Annotated in this window: 20 protein-coding genes; 9 read left to right on the top strand and 11 right to left on the bottom strand. The window is 53.7% G+C overall.

Annotation, left to right across the window (positions count from 1 at the left end):
• Positions 1-100: 100 nt before the first annotated feature.
• From ACJJI1_RS03515 to dksA, 4 genes are all read right to left on the bottom strand, one after another.
• On the bottom strand, positions 101-3,064 hold the full coding sequence (locus ACJJI1_RS03515) for an ATP-binding protein (protein WP_444958557.1): 2,964 nt from the start codon (positions 3,062-3,064) through the stop codon (positions 101-103).
• The gene (locus ACJJI1_RS03510; protein ID WP_169337099.1) at positions 3,054-3,230 is read right to left on the bottom strand and encodes a hypothetical protein; all 177 of its coding nucleotides are present in this window, start codon (positions 3,228-3,230) and stop codon (positions 3,054-3,056) included. The genes ACJJI1_RS03515 and ACJJI1_RS03510 overlap by 11 nt, the downstream gene beginning before the upstream one ends.
• A gap of 142 nt (positions 3,231-3,372) precedes the next feature.
• A complete protein-coding gene (gene gluQRS, locus ACJJI1_RS03505; RefSeq protein ID WP_444958556.1) occupies positions 3,373-4,296 on the bottom strand; it encodes a tRNA glutamyl-Q(34) synthetase GluQRS in 924 nt (307 codons plus the stop codon).
• Positions 4,297-4,325: 29 nt separating this feature from the next.
• Positions 4,326-4,763, bottom strand: a complete 438-nt coding sequence (gene dksA / locus ACJJI1_RS03500; protein ID WP_108734345.1) for an RNA polymerase-binding protein DksA — start codon at positions 4,761-4,763, stop codon at positions 4,326-4,328.
• 258 nt (positions 4,764-5,021) lie between these two features.
• On the opposite strand from dksA, the gene sfsA reads away from it, so the two are divergent.
• Positions 5,022-5,723: a DNA/RNA nuclease SfsA gene (sfsA, locus tag ACJJI1_RS03495; protein WP_444958555.1), complete on the top strand. Its 702-nt coding sequence runs from the start codon at positions 5,022-5,024 to the stop codon at positions 5,721-5,723.
• Between the two features lie 18 nt (positions 5,724-5,741).
• On the opposite strand, the gene ACJJI1_RS03490 is transcribed toward sfsA, so the two are convergent.
• From ACJJI1_RS03490 to ACJJI1_RS03465, 6 genes are all read right to left on the bottom strand, one after another.
• Positions 5,742-6,086 (bottom strand): Rieske (2Fe-2S) protein, encoded by a 345-nt coding sequence (locus tag ACJJI1_RS03490; protein ID WP_444896214.1) that lies wholly within the window; start codon positions 6,084-6,086, stop codon positions 5,742-5,744.
• Positions 6,087-6,134: 48 nt separating this feature from the next.
• A complete protein-coding gene (locus ACJJI1_RS03485) occupies positions 6,135-7,190 on the bottom strand; it encodes a S1C family serine protease (RefSeq protein ID WP_444958554.1) in 1,056 nt (351 codons plus the stop codon).
• A 285-nt stretch (positions 7,191-7,475) separates the two neighbouring features.
• Positions 7,476-8,006 carry a hypothetical protein gene (locus tag ACJJI1_RS03480; protein WP_444958553.1) on the bottom strand — a complete coding sequence of 177 codons (531 nt, stop codon included), beginning with the start codon at positions 8,004-8,006 and terminating at the stop codon, positions 7,476-7,478.
• 4 nt (positions 8,007-8,010) lie between these two features.
• Positions 8,011-8,373 carry a hypothetical protein gene (locus tag ACJJI1_RS03475; protein ID WP_444958552.1) on the bottom strand — a complete coding sequence of 121 codons (363 nt, stop codon included), beginning with the start codon at positions 8,371-8,373 and terminating at the stop codon, positions 8,011-8,013.
• A gap of 108 nt (positions 8,374-8,481) precedes the next feature.
• Positions 8,482-9,366, bottom strand: a complete 885-nt coding sequence (htpX, locus tag ACJJI1_RS03470) for a protease HtpX (protein WP_282931439.1) — start codon at positions 9,364-9,366, stop codon at positions 8,482-8,484.
• Between the two features lie 174 nt (positions 9,367-9,540).
• Positions 9,541-9,825, bottom strand: coding sequence for a TfoX/Sxy family protein (locus ACJJI1_RS03465; RefSeq protein WP_108735343.1), 285 nt, complete (start codon positions 9,823-9,825; stop codon positions 9,541-9,543).
• A 246-nt stretch (positions 9,826-10,071) separates the two neighbouring features.
• On the opposite strand from ACJJI1_RS03465, the gene ACJJI1_RS03460 reads away from it, so the two are divergent.
• From ACJJI1_RS03460 to ACJJI1_RS03450, 3 genes are all read left to right on the top strand, one after another.
• Positions 10,072-10,791, top strand: a complete 720-nt coding sequence (locus tag ACJJI1_RS03460) for a M15 family metallopeptidase (protein WP_444958551.1) — start codon at positions 10,072-10,074, stop codon at positions 10,789-10,791.
• Positions 10,792-10,946: 155 nt separating this feature from the next.
• A complete protein-coding gene (cysE, locus tag ACJJI1_RS03455; protein ID WP_444925793.1) occupies positions 10,947-11,753 on the top strand; it encodes a serine O-acetyltransferase in 807 nt (268 codons plus the stop codon).
• Between the two features lie 18 nt (positions 11,754-11,771).
• Entirely contained in the window at positions 11,772-12,245 is a 474-nt protein-coding gene (locus ACJJI1_RS03450; protein ID WP_413663166.1) for a hypothetical protein, read from the top strand.
• Between the two features lie 83 nt (positions 12,246-12,328).
• Here the strand turns inward: ACJJI1_RS03450 and ppa are convergent, their stop codons facing one another.
• Positions 12,329-12,865, bottom strand: a complete 537-nt coding sequence (ppa, locus tag ACJJI1_RS03445) for an inorganic diphosphatase (protein WP_282931443.1) — start codon at positions 12,863-12,865, stop codon at positions 12,329-12,331.
• 162 nt (positions 12,866-13,027) lie between these two features.
• Between ppa and ACJJI1_RS03440 the strand changes: the two genes are divergently transcribed.
• The 5 genes from ACJJI1_RS03440 to ACJJI1_RS03420 all read left to right on the top strand — a co-directional run bounded on the left by ACJJI1_RS03440 (position 13,028) and on the right by ACJJI1_RS03420 (position 18,841).
• Positions 13,028-14,401: a glutamine synthetase family protein gene (locus ACJJI1_RS03440; protein ID WP_444958550.1), complete on the top strand. Its 1,374-nt coding sequence runs from the start codon at positions 13,028-13,030 to the stop codon at positions 14,399-14,401.
• Between the two features lie 12 nt (positions 14,402-14,413).
• A complete protein-coding gene (locus ACJJI1_RS03435) occupies positions 14,414-15,826 on the top strand; it encodes an aldehyde dehydrogenase family protein (protein ID WP_413663164.1) in 1,413 nt (470 codons plus the stop codon).
• A gap of 105 nt (positions 15,827-15,931) precedes the next feature.
• Positions 15,932-17,116, top strand: a complete 1,185-nt coding sequence (locus ACJJI1_RS03430; protein WP_444958549.1) for an iron-containing alcohol dehydrogenase — start codon at positions 15,932-15,934, stop codon at positions 17,114-17,116.
• A 65-nt stretch (positions 17,117-17,181) separates the two neighbouring features.
• Entirely contained in the window at positions 17,182-17,772 is a 591-nt protein-coding gene (msrA, locus tag ACJJI1_RS03425) for a peptide-methionine (S)-S-oxide reductase MsrA (RefSeq protein ID WP_444958548.1), read from the top strand.
• A gap of 25 nt (positions 17,773-17,797) precedes the next feature.
• Entirely contained in the window at positions 17,798-18,841 is a 1,044-nt protein-coding gene (locus ACJJI1_RS03420; RefSeq protein ID WP_444958547.1) for a lipase family protein, read from the top strand.
• Positions 18,842-18,907 lie beyond the last annotated feature (66 nt).

The raw sequence follows: 18,907 nt of genomic DNA, 5'->3' as shown, positions 1-18,907 counted from the left end.
AAGCGCCTAGTTTTACCCGGGCGCCGTTTCGATGCAACTCAAAAACGGTTAATCGGGTTGTTTTTGCATAAATAATGATCGATATGGTTGTCCAGCCACCTCAGTCTCCCAGGGGGATCTGCACAATAAATCGGGCGCCAGTCCCGGTTTCTGGGTTGGCCGGACTGACCAATTCCAGCTGGCCGCCGTGCTCCTCGACAATGCTGTAAACCATTGCCAGGCCCAGTCCTGTACCCTCGCCGGGCTCTTTCGTTGTGAAGAAGGGCTCCAGAATCCGTTCACGATGCTGAGCTGAAATTCCCGGTCCGCTGTCGGTGACAGAGACACAGGCGCTGCCGCTCTTGCGATAGCCCTCGATTACAATCTGGCCGCCATCGGGGCTGGCATCGCGGGCATTGCTGAGCAGGTTGATAAATACCTGGATCAGGCGCTGGTTGTCTCCCGGGGCGATCAAGTCTTCAGGTACCCGGTTCTCAAACTGGACCTCGGTCTTATCCCGTTGCAGGGACAGCAGGTTGACCGCCTCCTGTACACAGGCATAGAGGTCCACTGGGGCCCGCTCGCTGTCTTCCTGGTTGCCGCTGTGAGAGAAGTTGACCAGGGAGTGGACGATACGGCTAATACGCTGGGTCTGGCTTAAGATCTGGTCGGCGGTTTCCAGGACTTCCGGATTGTCACAGTCGTACTGGAGGTTTTGCGCCAGGCAGGCGATTCCCGTTACCGGGTTACCCACTTCGTGGGCTACGCCGGCGGCCAGGCGACCCACAGAGGCCAGGCGCTCGCTGTGGATAAGTTCCTGTTCCAAGACCTGTGTTTCGGTAATGTCCTCCAGCAACAACATTTGTGCATCGCCGCGCTCGTCGCGGGAGCGGTCGCTGCGGCTGCGTTTTTGCCGCGCCTTGTGCAGGTTGAGCCAGTGGCTATTGCCGTCGAGGCTCACCTGTTGCTTAAAGCGGCTGGCATCGGTGGATAGGGCAAATTCCCCCAGCAGGCTGCGCCAGGGTTCTGCCAAGTATTCCAATTTCGAGCCGATTACCTCGCTGGCACTGATACCGGTGAGGTCCTGCATGGCGTAGTTCCACAGCAGGACTTCTCCGTCGCGCCCCAGGGAGCAAGCGGCCATCGGCAGCTCTTCCAGCATTTGGCGGTGATACAGACGCAGGTTATTGAGTTCTGCGGCCAGGCCGGTGAGCTGATGCTTATAACGACCCAATCGGGTCTCGATCAGGTGGATGTCCTTGTTTGCCGGCTGGTCGCTGTTCTGGAATGGGAAGTGTCGATCAATAATTTGCACCGCCAGAACCCGCCCGAGCAGGCCGGAAAGATTGGACTCCAGCTTGTTGCGCAGTTGGCGCAGGGCGTAGGGGCGGCGCTCGTTGTCCGGCAGATTGAGGGCGGCGAGGGCGCGTTTAACTTCTTTATTCGCCGTAGCGGCCCCGAGGCTTTCAGCCAAGCGCAGGCGAAAATCTGCGGCGGATTCCACATCCAGTCCCAGGCGTAGAGCCTGGGCGATGGTGTCGTCGCTACACAGGTCAGCGGCGTATTGCTCCAGGCTGCTGGTGCGGGTGAATAGAGACAGACTGACAAATAACAGGACATTGACCCCCAGTGACAGGGTGGTGATCTGTGTCCAGATAGACATTCCCAAGGGAATTTGGAGGGAAGTGCCGGGCAGGGTGATGCCGGTAATCCCAAAAATTGACGGAATTAACAGGCCGCCCCCCCAAAGTAACATGCCCGCCAGCAGACCACCGACAAATCCGCGTCGATTGCCTCGCGGCCAGTGGATTACAGCAAAAATCCCAGGCAGGAACTGGAGTGATCCGATAAATGCCAGCAGGGCCAGATCCGACAGGGAGAGTCGGTTGTTGAGTAACAGGTAAAAGGCAAAGCCGGCAATAAATAGAGCGGCGATCAGCGCGCGGCGCAGCCACACCAGCTGCCGGTACATATTGTCCTCAGAATGCCAGCGGGTGCCGGGCAGCAGCCAGTGGTTCATCACCATGGTGGCGAGGGCCAGGGTGATCATGATCAGCGCGCCAGTGGCTGCTGACAGGCCGCCGATAAAGGCCAGGGTGGTGAGCAGTGCCGAGCCACTGGCGCGGGGTACCGCCAGCGAGAAGTACTGCACCGGGCCGGCCACATCCAGGGCAAAGCCCGCCCACATGATGGGGAAGATGGGCAGGGCCATCAGCAGCAGGAACAGGGGGAAGCCCCAGCTGGCGGTGCGCATTGCCTGTCCGGTGGGGCGCTCGGCAATACTCAGGTAAAAAATATGTGGCATAGCCACGGCAGTGGCGATAAACACCAGCAGCAGGGTGTGGGATGAGCCCTGCTTGATGGGGGTGTAGAGCAGCTGGTGCATATCGGGGTTCTCCAGCAGCCACTCATCCAGGCCGGAAAACCCACCGAAGACGCCGTAAATGGCATAGCCGCCCACAGCGGTGAGAGCCACTAGTTTTACCAGGGACTCCAGGGCCATGGCACTGGCCAGGCCCTCGCCACGCTCGCGGGTAGCGCCGTACATACTGGTGAATACTGCCAGCAGCACGCAGTAGAAAAATGCGATTAAATTTTTGCTCGATACACCGCTGTCCGGCAGTGCCAGGGCAGCCACACTATCCCGCGACAAAAGGGCCAGGGTCTCGGATACCGCCTGGATTTGCAGGGCGATCAGGGGGAGCAGCGCCAACAGCATAAACAGGGTGGCGAGAGTCCCCGCCTGGCGGCTGTGATAGCGGAACACCAGAAGATCTGCCGGGGAGTACAGCTGGTAGCGCTGTGCCAGGCGCGCCAGTGGCTCCAGGGCTACTGGCGCAAATAGGAACATGGCGCCAGTGCCCAGATAGTAGGCGAGCACCCCGTAACCATATTGCCAGGCCAGGTCGACGATACCGTAGAAAGTCCAGGCCGATAACGATACGCCCAGGGAGAGCACATAAACCAGCGGGTGGCGCACCCAGCGGGAAGGCAGCCAGCCCTTGGAGGTGGCGAAGGCGACAAAAAACAGGGTGGCGATATAGGCCACTCCCACCAGGGCAATGTGGGCAATATCAAAGCTCATTCGATTTGCGCCTCCACTGGATAAAAATCGCCAGTAGGATCAGCACGAACCAGAGGATAAAAGGCCGGTACCAGGCGCCGACGGGATTGATCATCCAGGTAAAGATGGTGGGGGAGAATACATAACCCACCAGCACCAGCAGAATTAATAGTGTGCGGTTACTCATAGATCGCCTTGAAAACCCGCTAGAGAAATTTGTTGCCCGCGCACTGTACCGGTGAGAAGTCATCCCTGTGTAATCGTCAACGCGGGTTATCAGCCGGACCCCTAAGGGCGGCTGGCGCGGAAATGGTAAGTGCAGCTTGGAATCAGTGCAATTGGCGGTTGCGCATATCTATCTGATGGCGGCGCCAGCGCGCGGTAGCCCACTTGAGAATATGCTCGGGGGATTCTGTTAGGGCAGTGTTTGGCAGTTTGAAGCCGAGGAACTGTAAAGCCTTACAGAGGTTATCGGAAGCCATGTTGTCGTCGATAGCCGGCGCGTGATTTTGTTTGCTGAGTTTTTGCCTGTCGTCAGGGCCCATCACCAGCGGCAGATGGCCGAACTGGGGCGGGGTGGCGCCGAGGATTTTATACAAGCGCTGTTGTGCACCGGTGGTATCCAATAGGTCTGAGCCGCGCACCACCTGGTTGATCTGTTGATCGATATCGTCGACAACGACTGCCAGTTGGTAGGCATAGAGGCCGTCGCGGCGCTTGAGAATGGTGTCTTCGCGGATTAGCTGCCGCTGCTCTCCGTGCCAAATATCCACAAAGCCTTCCTCGCCGCCTGCGCATTGCAATCGCAGCGCTGAGGGTTCGCTCACATCGTATTTAAGGCGACAGAAGTCGTTCGCATGTCCACCATTTTTCTTAATCTGGCTGCGTGAGCAGTCGCAGGGGTAAATAAGTTGCCGTTGGCGAAGTGTGGACAGGGTTTCCTCGTAGAGTGCGTAGCGCTTGCTCTGCCATTCGACGGGGCCGTGCCAGTGCAGTCCGTGGGCTTCCAGGGATTTCAGAATGCGGGTTGCCGCGCCGGGCTCTTCCCGGGGAGGGTCGAGGTCTTCCATGCGCAGGAGCCAGTGTCCGCCATGGGCGAGAGCGTCGAGGTAGCTGCCGACGGCGCACACCAGTGAGCCGAAGTGGAGCGGTCCACTCGGGGAGGGTGCGAAGCGACCAATATAGGGAGTTGTGCTGTTCAAAATGAATAGGGGCGATACATTGATCGCCCCCTCCGAGCAGGGCGATCGCAAGCGAACGCCGTGCCGCTATCGGTTGTGGATCAGCCGGAGATCTGCCGTTCCTTGATTTCCGCGAGGGTTTTGCAGTCCACGCACAGAGTGGCGGTTGGACGGGCTTCCAGGCGGCGAATGCCGATATCAACACCACAGGCTTCGCAGAAACCGTAGTCATCCTGGTCGATAAGCTCCAGGGTGGCATCGATCTTCTTGATCAGCTTGCGCTCGCGATCGCGGGTGCGCAATTCCAGGCTAAATTCTTCTTCCTGGCTGGCGCGGTCTGCGGGATCGGGGAAGTTTGCGGCCTCGTCTTTCATGTGGGAAACGGTGCGGTCCACTTCCGCCATCAGCTCGGCCTTCCAGGCCAACAGCAAGTTGCGGAAATGCTCCTGCTGCTTCTCATTCATGTACTCTTCGCCCTGCGTCTCCTTGTAGGGCTCAAAGCCGTGCAGAGATTCGGTGCTCGCAGCAGTTTTGGGCATAGTCGTTGCCTCTCTTTCTATACGGGCCCCCCTTTATGGGGGCGATACCACCAAATTCAATCTAGCCTAGACCGGAATCTTTCTAAGTGATGCTTTTTTCACCTATCAAATTCACTGTGGTGTCAGGCTAATCCTGTTCTCGGTACCGATACCCCTGGCGACCGAGAGCGAGGAAGCTATCAAATCTGCGCGATTCGCGCCACAAATAGTTGTCTGCTATTTTGTGGCGCCTGAAATTACAGCCAAGTGGTCCAGCCCGTGAAATTTACCCCTCCGTTGCAAAAGGCAACACTTTTGCGCCGATACAAGCGCTTTCTCGCCGATGTGGAATCTGCCAGTGGCGAAGTGTTTACCATCCACTGCCCAAATACGGGGTCTATGAAGAATTGTTGGGTGGAGGGGGGAGACTGCTGGTACTCCGATTCTGGCAACCCCAAGCGCAAGTATCGCCACACTCTGGAAATCTGTACGACCCCGGATGGAGCCCTGGCGGGGGTGAACACAGGCCGCGCCAATGCTTTGGTTGAAGAGGCCATTCTGTCCGGCGTAGTCAGCGAGTTACAGGGCTATGAATCCCTGCGCAGGGAAGTGCGCTACGGCGAGGAAAACAGCCGTATCGATCTGTTGTTGTCCGGCGCCGATGGGGACTGCTACGTGGAAGTGAAAAATGTGACCCTGGCAGATGGGGCACGGGGTTACTTCCCCGATGCGGTAAGTACCCGGGGCGCCAAGCACCTGCGCGAACTGCAAAAGTTGGCTGAGAGCGGAGTGCGGGCGGTACTTTTTTACTGCGTCCAACACAGCGGTATCGAGACGGTGCAGGCGGCGCGGGAAATTGACTCTGCTTATGCTGAGGCCCTGGATTCCGCTGTTGATGCTGGTGTGCAAGTGCTTGCATACCGCGCGAGGCTCGGTGCTGAAGGCGTCGAGCTAGTGGAGGCCCTGCCTTTTCTCCCGTAAGGGAAAGGCAGGGGGCTGTCAGTCGGCCAGTAATGCGTAGAGACCGTCCTGCGCATATTCCACCGGTACTGGCGTAAGGGCATCACCAGTACAGGGCCCGGCGATACACTCCCCAGATTCAATCAGGAATAGCGCGCCGTGGGAGGCGCACTGAATAAGTGCGCCATCGGGATCGAGGAACTGGTCTTCCTGCCAGTCCAGATTGATGCCCCGGTGAGGGCAGGTGTTTTTGTAGGCGTAGACCTCGCCATCTTTCATCACAGCAAACACATTGTCAGTGCCGGCGGCAGTGTCTCCGAGGGAGAACCCTTTGGATCGACCTTCGCTTAATTCGTCATAGCGACACAGGAAGTACTTCTGCATAGGTTTTCGGCTCCCGGCCTAATTCTTGTTCAGGGCGCAAGCGCCTGCTTATTCGGGTGCCGCGAGTCTAATGGACGTGTAGCGAATTGTCCCGTCACGCAGTATGCCGATAGTGATTTCGTCACCGGCTCTGTGTTTTTCCAGGGCATTGAGCAGATCGTCGTAGCTGCGAATCGGCTGCTGTTCTATTTCTACAATCACATCGCCCAATTCCCAGCCTCCACCCCGGGTGCGGTGGATACCGCGCAAGCCGGCTTTCTCTGCGGGAAGCCCGGGAGCGGTACGCAATACGGCGACCCCTTCAAAGCCGTAGCGGCTACTCCACTGGTCCGGGGCGGATTCGATACCAATAATCGGGCGCACCAGGCGGCCGTGATTGATCAGTTCCGGCACAATTTTTTTGACCGTATCCACTGGAATCGCAAAGCCAATACCGACACTGGCGCCACTGGGGCTGTAAATTGCGGTATTGACCCCGATTAAACGCGCCTGGGAATCCAGCAACGGGCCGCCGGAGTTACCTGGATTAATAGCCGCATCTGTTTGGATAACATTGCGAATGGTGCGGTTGTTGGCGGCTTCAATTTCCCGCCCCAGAGCGCTGACCACCCCGGTGGTGAGAGTGGTATCCAGGCCGAACGGGTTGCCGATAGCCAGTACTTTACGGCCTACCGCGAGATTGCTGGAGGTGCCCACAACCAGCGGTTTTAGCAACTCCCTGGGAGCGTTAATTTTCAGAACTGCCAGATCTTTTTCCGGCGCAGATCCCACCAGTTCGGCCGGCCACTCGCTGCGATCCTGCAAAGTAATAGTGATTTGCCGCGCACCCTCAATGACGTGGAAATTGGTGACAATATGGCCCTGAGTGTCCCAGATAAATCCGCTGCCGGCGCCTTTGGGCACTGAGTGGAGGCGCAGGGTCCTGCGATCCCGCACCAGGGTTTCATTGGTGACATAGACCACCGACGGACTGGCAAAATTGAACACCTGCATGGTGTTGCGTTCGTCGTCGGTGGCAAAGGTTTCCGCCTGTGCAGATATTGCTGGGGTAAGCAGCAAAAAGACTGAGATTAAGCTGGCGCGTAGAGTTTTAAGTAGAGTCATTAATACAATCCTCCCTTTGAACTACCGGATTGGAAGAGACGTCTGTAACTGTCGTCTTCCTTTTTGTTTGTTGCTGTTTTAAAAGTGTATCTTGTTTGCAATCGTTATGCGGTGTTGGCTGTTTATTGGGGGCTGCTGGCGAGATTTAAAGTTGGGGGCTATGGATCGGAACTCACTTTGGCTGAGCGTCGCCGACTGCTGCTGGAGCAATGAAATTTCTGCGGTGGGATTAATGATGACATATGCGCTAGTTTTGTCGAACAGTACAAAACCTGTTACGGCCTGTCAGGTTGACTCGCCACGGGCCTGGTGATTAAAAAACAGTACCAGGTTCCGGACCGTTGTTACCTTGCCAAAATAGGGATTGCTTTGATAGTCCTCAAGGGTTCGCCCGGTTCTTTGTGCGATCTCTTCAAATAAGTCCAGATAGAGATCATCTTCATCCAGTTTTAGGGTCTTAAAGAAATCATCTGATGTTTGAATTGGGACCAGTTGTTTGGTGGGAAGTGTCGCTTGTAGTTGCTCATACACCGCTCTAATAATCCATGTATCTACAATTTTGCAATCAAACTCCCGGGCAAATTCACAAATGGATAAACCTTTGCGGTTGTCACGTAGATGTTGGAAATGCCTATCAATTTTGGGTTGTTCGAGATAGCCCCAAATTATGGCCAATAATACTAAGCCAACTAAAGCTAAAAGGTATATTGGATGGTAAATAAGAAGAGCTAACACTGCTGTTAGAAAAGCAAATAGTGTAAATTTACTTGCCCTTTTAGGCTTGTATTTAGGCATAAATCTTGATGCTTTTCTCATGTTTTTATTGTTGCTCCAGTTTTGGTAGTCGTAGCTTTTGTTGCAATTGAACAAAGGTTTTTTCTGTGTAGGGGCCAAAAACAAACTCGGAAGAATCTGCAAATTTGTGGTCTTTAAGTCGATCTATGTAATAGTAAGCGCAGGCACCCTCAGGGCAAGCGTAGACTGAGACGAACATCTCGTTTGCACTGATATGATGTGGCTTATCGATACGGCGGATGTAGGCATCGTCACCCAAATTAAAACCAAGGGCTTTTTCGCCATCTATCCAATAAATCTCGTAAGGGCCATCACTCCATGAAGGAGAACACCCAATTAAAAATATGGCGACGAGTAGTGGGATGTACTTCAGGACACTTCTTTGCATAAATGCTTTTACTTTGCATCTGTCCACATAGAAAGTAACTACGTTTTAGTGGCAGCTCTGTGAGAAATTGAAACTACAGCTCTGATCACTTATCTATCCAATTAGACACTAATTACGGAAGTTTTGCAGGGCGAGAATACGATCATCCAGTGGTGGGTGCGTGGCCATAAGCGCTCCCATGCTACCGAATATACCGAAGGCTTTCATATTACCGGGTAGGGGTTCCTCGTGGCCGCGATCGGACTCCACCTTGAGCCGTTGCAGTGCGGCAATCATGGATTGAGGACTGGCCAGTGTGGCGCCGGCATGGTCGGCCCGATATTCACGGCGGCGACTGAACCAGGCGACAATCATCATGGCGAAGAAGCCGAATATGATGTCCATAACAATGGATGTGACAAAATAGCCGATGCCCAATCCCTCTTCGTTGCGCAAGATAACCCGGTCTACGAAGAACCCAACCAAGCGGGCAAGGAACATCACAAAGGTATTTACCACGCCCTGGATTAGTGCCAGCGTCACCATATCGCCATTGGCCACGTGACCAATTTCATGGCCAATAACGGCGCGGGCTTCCTCTCGGCTGAAGCGCTGCAACAGACCGGCACTGACAGAGACCAGAGCGCTGTTGCGATTCCAGCCTGTGGCGAAGGCATTCGCCTGGGGCATTGGAAATATCCCCACATCTGGCATACCGATGCCTGCTTTGCGGGAGAGTTCCCGTACGGTTTCTACCAACCACTGTTCATCGGCACTGCGGGGCTGCTCGATAATTTGTGTGCGGGTACTGACCCGTGCGATGGTTTTCGATAAGAGCAGGGAAATAAAAGACCCGCCAAAACCAAAAATCGCGCACATCAGCAACAAGGCGCCGAGGTTGAGATCGACACCGTTTGCCTGAAGAATTCCCCCAATTCCAAAAATATTGAAAATAATGCCAACCAATACAAGGACAGCAAGGTTGGTCAGCAGGAATAGCCCAATGCGCAACATCGGATCTCTCCTTTGAGTGAGTGTCTTTACGGAATTATTCCGCGGCTCCACCGGTAAGTTTAGATAGGGTTGGCGCAACTTGCCTTACTGTAGATCGGCACAGCTTGGCCTGCTGTGCCGAGTCCGTCGAGTGCGTGTGTCTGCGACTCTTTCCGTGGTGCTTGAGGGGAATTACTAGTCAGAGTTTTGGGTGGCAAGGAGGCGGTCGACCTCGCTGGTGAGGTGTTGTTTCAGCTCCGGCTCCAGGTCGTTCCAGTGCACATCCATCAGGGCGCCCTGAAGAGCGTAGAGCATTACTTTGGAGGCGTTAATCCCCCGGTTGCGAATACTGATAAAGGCCTCGACAGGCCCAACCCTGCGCAGGTCATCGTGGGAGCGAATGCCAATAGAGTGGAGAATATTGACCGAGGCCAGGCCCAGGTTTTTTAGTTTTAATAGTTCTGATTGACTCGGGTGCATTCGGTTTTCCCTACCAGTTTGAGCGTCCGTTGTCGCAGCCAACCCCTCGACTGCGGCTTTGAACTTAACATAAATTAACAGGTGGCTAACAAACATTACCGCCAGATTATTGTGCGGCGCGCCTGCTTTTGGTGCCCCTGCTTTGGTGTCATAGTTAAGGGCGACTGTCTGCGCTCTGTTAAAGTAGGCATAGCCTGTTGAATAATTTAGCCTGCCCTTTGGAGTTCGCCTAATAATGAGATGCAAATGTTATCGACACCGCTGAAGCGTATGTTGTTTGGACTCGGCGATGAGCATGTCATTGTCGACCCAGCTTCTAACCAGCTTTTACATCCCGAAGCACTGATCGCCTTCCAGCGCTTGAGCCGGAATGCCCGTGAAGAGGGGTTTGCCCCTAAAATCGTTTCCGGTTTTCGCGCCTTTGATCGACAACTGTTGATTTGGAATGCCAAAGCACAAGGTCACCGCCCGGTTCTTGATAGTCACGGTACTCCCCTGGATATTGAACAGTTAAGCGAGCGGGAGCTGATCTTCGCCATTCTGCGCTGGTCCGCATTGCCGGGAGCATCCCGTCACCACTGGGGCACCGATTTCGATATTATCGATGCGGCGGCGGTCCCCGCTGACTATGCAGTCCAGCTCACCCCCCAGGAGGTGGCGGACGACGGAGTTTTTGGCGCCTTCCATCGCTGGCTGGATAACCAAATCAGCACGGGTAATAGTTATGGGCTGTTCCGACCCTACGCAGAGGATCGCGGCGGAGTCGCACCGGAACGCTGGCACCTGAGCTATGCCCCCAGGGCCCGAGAGCTTCAGGAACTTCTCAGCGTGGAACGCCTGTCCGAGTTGCTGCAAGAGTCAGAACTATCCTTGGGCACTGCGGTTTGCGAGCACCTTCAGGACATCTATACGCGCTATATCTGGGTTCCGGATCACTGCTACCCCCCATTTAATGGGCAACTATAGCGGCCTGTTGAGATAGGTTGGTTACAGTTCATTACCACCTCATTGGGGGTGGCAAGAAAGCTACTTTGCGATGGAGGCTTCCTCTTGAAAGGGGCTAGTGATCCTGCCAAGCTGCGCCGCAGTGAGTGCCCTGGGGAATATAAGGGAGATGAATTATGGGTGAGGAAGCGGCCGTTCAAGGCCAGCGGGATATCTGGCAGGCGATGCGGGCTGAAGCCTCAGAGGCAGCTGCCGGTGAGCCTATCCTGGCAAGTTATTTCCACAATACCATTTTGCGCCACAAGTCCTTGGATGATGCTATAGCTGATCACTTGGCTTCGGTGCTTGAGCACAATGCCCTCACGGCAACCGCGCTTCAGGAAGTGATTGCCCTGGCTCTGGCCAATGACCCGAGTATTTCCCGCTGTATGGGCGAGGATATTTGCGCTTGGTATGACCGGGACCCGGCTTGCGACCAGTACCTGACGCCTTTCCTGTATTTTAAGGGTTTTCACGCCCTGCAATCCCACCGGATAGCGCACTGGTTGTGGAATCAAGGCCGCCATACCTTGGCGCTCTATTTCCAGAGCCAGGTATCGGAACAGTTCTCGGTGGATATCCACCCAGCAGCGCGATTTGGCTGCGGGATTATGATCGATCACGCCACTGGATTAGTGGTGGGGGAGACCTGTGTGGTTGAGGACAATGTCTCGATTCTCCACTCGGTGACATTGGGCGGCAGTGGCAGCGGCAGCGGCGATCGCCATCCGAAAATTGGCCCCGGAGTGATGATTGGCGCCGGTGCTAAAGTACTGGGTCCGGTTAAGGTGGGAGAGGACGTCAAAATTGCCGCCGGTAGCTTGGTCTTGCACGATGTGCCCGCTCATACAACCGTCGCCGGTGTTCCCGCCCGCCAGGTAGGAGGGCGTGTTGAAGGGGCTCCGGCTTATACCATGGACCAGACTCTGGATTCGGAAGAGTAACTCAGGGAAATATTATTGATGTCGCAATCTACCTACAGTTTGGTTTTTCGCGGTGACTTGGTGGCGGGTTTTACCGCTGGTGATGTAAAAGCCAGTATGGTGCGCCTGTTTAAAAGTAATCCCCAGGCGATAGAGAAACTATTCAGTGGGCGCCCGCTGGTACTGAAAAAAGGCTTGTCTCTGCCCCAAGCACAGCAGTTTCAGGCAAACCTGGCCAAAATAGGCGCACAGGTCAGCATTAAGGATGAAAGCGGAACAGCTGTTACTGAGCAGAGCAAGCCCAAGGAGGAAGCTGCGGCCAAACCGCAGTGGACCTTGGCACCCATGGAGGGAAACCTCGTAAAGGAGCATGAACGCAAGTCGGTGGAACCGGTCAGCGTTGAGGTAGAGCATCTCAGTTTGCGTGCAGCGGAAGGCCAGCTTCTGGATGAGAGTGAGCGCAAGGGGGAGGAGCCGTCTCCGGTCCCTGTTCCCAATTGGGAAGTTAACTGACAGGGTCTCTCCTAACAGGCAATAAAAAAACCGGCACTAGGCCGGTTTTTTTATTGCTCAGAGTCTTCTGAAAGAAGTGAGGCTTAGCCTTCTTCTTTCAGGTAGCGCTCGCGGGAAGCCATAACTTCTTTGCGTGCAGCTTCGGCGTCAGCCCAGCCTTCTACTTTAACCCACTTGCCCGCTTCCAGGGCTTTGTAGTTTTCGAAGTAGTGCTCGATCTGCTTGATCAGCAGCTCGGGCAGGTCGCTGATTTCTTCAACGTGATCGTACAGCTTGGTCAGCTTGGTGTGTGGTACGGCCAGCAGTTTGGCGTCAACACCGGATTCGTCGGTCATATTCAGAACGCCCACAACGCGGGAGCGGATTACAGAACCAACCATTACCGGGTAAGGCGCTACAACCAGCACGTCCAGGGGGTCACCGTCTTCAGACAGAGTCTGGGGCACATAGCCGTAGTTTGCTGGGTAGAACATCGGAGTGGCAACGAAACGATCCACAAATACTGCGTCAGAGTCCTTGTCCACTTCGTATTTGATCGGGTCGTGGTTGGCAGGGATCTCGATGATTACGTTGATATCGTTGGGCAGTTCTTTACCTGCCGGGATCTTTTCGAAGCTCATTGCTGGTCCTGAATGAATAGATAACTGAAAATCTGGAGCGCGGATTATATATGCTGAGGGGCTCGGCTGAAAGTCACGCCTGCGCCGGGTTTATGGCGTCGAAGCTCGTCTGGCGGGTCTATCCTGTAACTCGGAGATAACAACAACGGGGCAGGACCAGTCATGGTAAAGGCACGGGAGGTAAAAACCGCTCAGGAGGCCCGCGCAATTGTCGAAGAACGAGGCCTCAGTCATGTCAAAGTGGGCTTATTCGATACCGATGGTGTAATGCGTGGCAAATATATGAGCCGCGCCAAATTCCTCTCATCCCTGGAAAAGGGCTTCTCGTTTTGCGATGTGGTCCTGGGCTGGGATGTTAAGGATCAGCTCTACGACAACACTCGTTATACCGGTTGGCATACCGGATATCCAGACGCCCCGGTACGTATACTCCCCGATAGTTGCCGTGATGTGCCTTTTGAAGGCGATATGTTGTTGTTTCTCGCGGAGTTTGATGGTCGAGCCCAGGCGCTGTGCCCCCGCGCAGTTCTGCGCAGGGTGATTGAACGCTGTCGCGCATTGGGATTTGATCCCTGTGCCGCCCTGGAGTACGAATTTTTCCTGTTTGACGAAACGCCCGATTCAGTGCGGAACAAGGGTTTCCGCAATTTAAAGCCTTTTACCCCTGATGTGTTTGGCTATTCCATACTGCGAAATTCCGTACACGGAGAGCTGTATCGGGAAATCCTGGAGCTGAGCGAGCGCATGGATTTCCCCTTGGAGGGCTTACACACGGAAACAGGCCCGGGAGTTTTAGAGGCGGCTATTGCAGTCGATGGTGCTGAGGCCGCTGGAGACAAAGCTGCTCTGTTTAAAACCTTTATGAAAGTGTTGGCACAGCGGATGGGTTTGATGGCTACTTTTATGTCCCGCTGGTCCAGTGAGTACCCGGGGCAAAGCGGGCATATTCATTTGTCACTGCGCAATAGTGGCAGCGGTGATTCCGCCTTTCTCGATTCGAGCCAGCCAGATGGTATCAGCCAGATAATGCGTCAGTTCATAGCTGGGCAGCAAAGGCTGATGCCGCAATTCCTTGCCCTGATGGCACCGACCGTTAACAGTTATCGCCGCCTGGTACCCGGTTTTTGGGCGCCGACGGGAGCCAATTGGGGAGTGGAAAACCGCACAACGGCACTGCGTGCTATCCCCGGCGGCGACACTTCCCAGCGCGTCGAATACCGTTTGGGGGCCGCCGATGCCAACCCCTATTTAGCACTGGCAGCAGCTTTGGGCTCGGGTCTTTACGGTGTTATGCAGCAGTGGCAGCCCAGTGAGCCTGTCGCCGGTAATGCTTACTCGCTGGAATTGGAAAACGAACAAGTGTTGCCGGGTACACTGTGGGAATCCACTCAGCAATTTAAGGCGTCAGAAGCGGCACAGGAATTATTTGGCAGCGACTTTGTTGAACACTTTTCTGCCAGTCGCGAATGGGAGGAGCGGGAATATCGCCGCCATGTGAGTGACTGGGAGTTGGAGCGGTACTTCGAAATTATTTAATTGGGAGTATCGATGCCGATGAAGACTACAAAAATCATGCACCACCTTCAGTGTATTTCCCCTATTGATAACAGTGTTTATGTAGAGCGCGCTCTGGCGGGAGAGGTGGAAATCCGTGTAGTGCTGGATCGGGCCAGTAAAGCACAAAAAGCATGGAGGCGAACTCCCCTCAATGAGCGCATCGCCATTGTCGAGCGGGCTGTGGAAATATTTGCCGTTAAAAAAGAGCGTTTGGGGCGGGAGCTGTGTTGGATGATGGGGCGTCCAATCCGTTATGCAGGAGGAGAAATTAACGGGTTTATGGATCGTGCGCAGACCATGGCACAGCTTGCTACTGAAGCCCTCGCTGACATTCAGTTACCTGAGAAGCCGGGTTTTACCCGGTTTATCCGCCGCGAGCCCTTAGGGGTCTCCCTGGTAATTGCCCCGTGGAATTACCCTTATCTGACGGCGGTTAATGCAGTGGTACCGGCACTGCTATCGGGCAATGCAGTGATTTTAAAACACTCGGCGCAGACACCGCTGTGTGCTGAGCGAATGGTGGAGATTTTTCGCGAGGCGGGACTGCCCTACGGTGTCTTTCAGTTTCTTCATTTAAATCATGCTTATACCCAGCGATTAGCCTGTGCGGGGGAAATCCAGCATGTTGCCTTCACCGGCTCGGTTGGCGCTGGCGCGAATCTAGAACGCACAGTTGCCGGTCGATTTATTCAAGTGGGACTTGAACTGGGGGGAAAAGATCCAGCTTATGTCCGCGCCGACGCCGATATTAATCAGGCTGTGGCTGCGGTAGTCGACGGCGCCTATTTTAATTCCGGGCAGTCCTGTTGCGGTATTGAGCGGGCCTATGTGCATGAAGATATTTTTTCTGAGTTTATTTCCCAAGCGGTCGACTTACTGCGTGACTATCGACTGGGGCGCCCGGATAAAGTGGAAACCACTTTGGGGCCTTTGGTGCGTGCGGAAGCTGCAGACCGGGCTCGCGCACAGGTGGATGAAGCGATAGCAGAGGGTGCGAAGGTCCACTTGGATGTGAATGAATTCCCAATGGACAAGCGGGGTACCCAATATATGGCACCGCAACTGTTAACCCGGGTGCGACACCACATGCGAGTGATGCGTGAGGAGACTTTTGGGCCGGTGCTGGGGGTGCAGAAAGTGCACGATGATGGCGAAGCTCTAGAATTTATGAATAACAGCCCATTTGGTCTTACTGCGGCTATTTTTACCCGCGATGAAGATGTTGCAATGGAGATGGGAGGGTATTTAGAGGCCGGCACTGTTTTTTTAAATCGTTGTGATTACCTGGATCCGGAATTGGCCTGGACGGGTGTTAAGCAATCTGGTCGTGGATGTACGCTTTCTAAAATTGGATTTGAGAATTTAACCCGCCCCAAGTCATTTCATTTTAAACATGATGGTTAGCGGGAACGATTGCCGGATGCAGAAAGTGAAATTGTCTGCCTGTTTTCCGAAAGGTCACAGCCTATTTTGAATATGCAAAAGTGACAGAACGTCAGAGAGGAAATTGTGGATAAATACCATGTCAATTGGAATTATCCCACGACCGTTTGGGTTGGCCCCGGTCGCATTACTGAATTGGCTGAAGCTTGCCTGGAGCTGAATATTCACAAGCCTCTGTTAGTTACTGATCCTACAGTCGCCGCATTGCCACTGGTCGATAGTGCGATTAACCCATGCCAACAGGTGGGTCTGGAAGTTAGCGTTTTTTCCAAAATCAAAGGTAATCCCAATGAGATAAATATCGCCGATGGGGTGGCCAAGCTGCGTGAGCAGAAGTGCGATGGGGTCATTGCCTTGGGCGGGGGCTCGGCCCTGGATGCGGGCAAAGCCATTGCCCTTATGGCGGGACAGCAGCACAGTATTTGGGATTTTGAGGATATTGGCGACAACTACAGGCGTGTGGACCCAGAGGGTATTTTACCGCTGATTGCCATTCCCACGACGGCTGGCACAGGTTCTGAAGTTGGCCGGGTTGCGGTAATTACCGATGAGAAGGCACAGGTTAAGAGGCTGATTTTCCATCCGCGCATGATGCCGGATATCGTTATTCTCGATGCTCAATTGACTATTGGGTTGCCCCCAGACCTCACCGCAGCGACGGGAATGGATGCGCTGTCACACAACCTGGAGTCTTTTTACTCCCCTCAATACCATCCTATGGCCGAGGGAATTGCTCTGGAGGGGATGCGCCTGATCAAGGAGTATTTGCCTCGAGCTTATGCTATAGGCGCAGAACTCGAGGCGCGCCAGCAAATGTTGGTAGCGTCCTGTATGGGGGCTACAGCTTTCCAGCGGGGCTTAGGCGCTATCCACGCCCTGGCACATCCACTGGGAGCCCTGTACGACAAGCACCACGGTTTGTTAAATGCGATATTGATGCCCTACGTCCTGATCGCCAACCGTCCAGCCATCCAGGTGCCTATGGGGCATCTGGCACTTTATCTACAACTGGCCGGTAATGAAATGTTTGATAGCGGATTTGATGCGGTACTCAACTGGTTGCTCGGATTGCGCAAGCAGCTGGGGATTCCCCACAGCCTGTCGGAGATTGGAATTGATGACACTGATGCCGACAGAGTTGGGAAAATGGCATCGGTAGAGCCTTCCGCTAGTACTAACCCGATGCGTTTTAATGGGATAGAGTATCGGGATATTTTCTTGCGCGCCTGTGAAGGTACCGTCACTCTGTAATAAATTCCTGCGAATAGACGACAGAAGAGAATGTGTTCCATCGACAATCGGTAAAGGACTGAATGATGCGCAGTATTATTGCTCTCTTGTTCCTCTCATTGGCCAGTATTTCCCTGGCTCAGGATTCATCGAATATTCGCACGGCTATTTTTGCAGGAGGGTGTTTCTGGTGCATGGAGCCGCCATTCGACAAGGTCGATGGCGTCCTGGAAACCACCTCAGGATACAGCGGTGGCCATGTCAAAAACCCGACCTATGAACAGGTGTCTTCCGGTGGTACGGGGCATGCGGAAGTTGTTCAGGTAAAGTACGATGCGAATAAAGTCAGCTATTCCGACTTACTGAATATTTTTTGGCACAACGTTGACCCTTTTGATTCCGGTGGTCAATTTTGCGATCGAGGTGACCAGTACCGAGCCGAGATTTTTTACGGCAATCAAGAAGAAAAGGTGTTAGCAGAGGAAAGCAAGAAAAAGGTAGAAGCGGAGTTGGGTAAAAAGGTGGTGACACAAATAAAACCCGCTGCAACCTTTTATCCCGCAGAGGCCTACCATCAGGACTATTACCAACGTAATCCCCTGCGTTACAAGTATTATCGCTACCGCTGTGGGCGTGATAAGCGCTTAGAGGAGGTCTGGGGGAAAGCGCCAAGTTAACGGATTGCCTCTCCGCAGGGTGAATATGGCACCGAGTCCCACTTTGTTTGACGGGGAAGTCCTGGAAACAATCAATGATTTTCCAGTGCTTTACCGTTATATTCCGGCGGTTAGTACCAATCCGCTAATGGTATTTATTCCAGGCACAGCACATCTAGCGCGTATTTTCTACGGCTATCCCGGTGGCCGCCCAGATGATTTTATAAGTCACTGGGTCAATCGAGCGGGTTTTCCCTTCCTTGCTATTTCTTACCCTATGGAAAATGCGGTATTTTGCAGTACTCACCCGGAGTTTACAATTCAAGATTGGGGAGGTCAGGCTGCAGAAATTATTGCCAAGATTTTGTCTGAATATAACCTTCCAAATTCGGTAGTGGTGTGCGGCTGGAGTATGGGAGGGAAAATCGCTGGGGCTCTAGCGAGGGCGGCGAAAGCCATGAATTTTTCGATTGAATGCTTTGTGGCTATGGCCGCAGAACCCGCATTGCCGGGTTTTCTTCCCGAAGCTAATGCTAAGGCCATCGAAATGACAGCCGATGGGATGGCCAGTCGAAAGGGCATATATCCTGCCTTTTTGGCCGCACTTGATGAGCAGAATGCCTTAAACCAACACACAATTATCCCCAAAGATATCTATCGGGACGCGTTCCTTGGAGCAATTCCCATCGCGCTTATTGGCACTGGATTAATGTATGATGGGCAAGGGTTTAAGGAAGATCTTTCCAGGGCATTGAAAACGGCAAACATCTTTGACTTCTTGGACTATCCAATTCCTGTTGTTATTCAGAGTGATTCAATGGGGGATTTGGAAAATGTGCTGTGCAATATTGATGATTGGGCATTTATTCGCAATCGAGTTCTTGCCAGTAAACTTTTAGGGGGTGCATCTCCAGAGCAGATTCCAAGGGAAAGGTGGGAGCTAGTACAGCTTATTATCCGCTCGTCTTCCGCTTATTTTTCACAGACCGTTACAGGTAACCATTTCTTCTTTGTTGGCGCTATTGGGGCGCGCACTACTGTTGAAAGTATCGAAAAGCTTTTGGCCAGGGTGAGAAGTATCCAGTCCTAATAAAGCACTTCTTAATAGCCTCATGGCGCTCTGGTTAAGCTGTCAGAGATTTTTAAATTAACATTT

The organism is Microbulbifer maximicatervae (SeqCode), from assembly GCF_052467065.1.
Note: the sequence above shows the minus strand (reverse complement) of the source record. Positions and strands in the feature narration are given on the sequence as shown.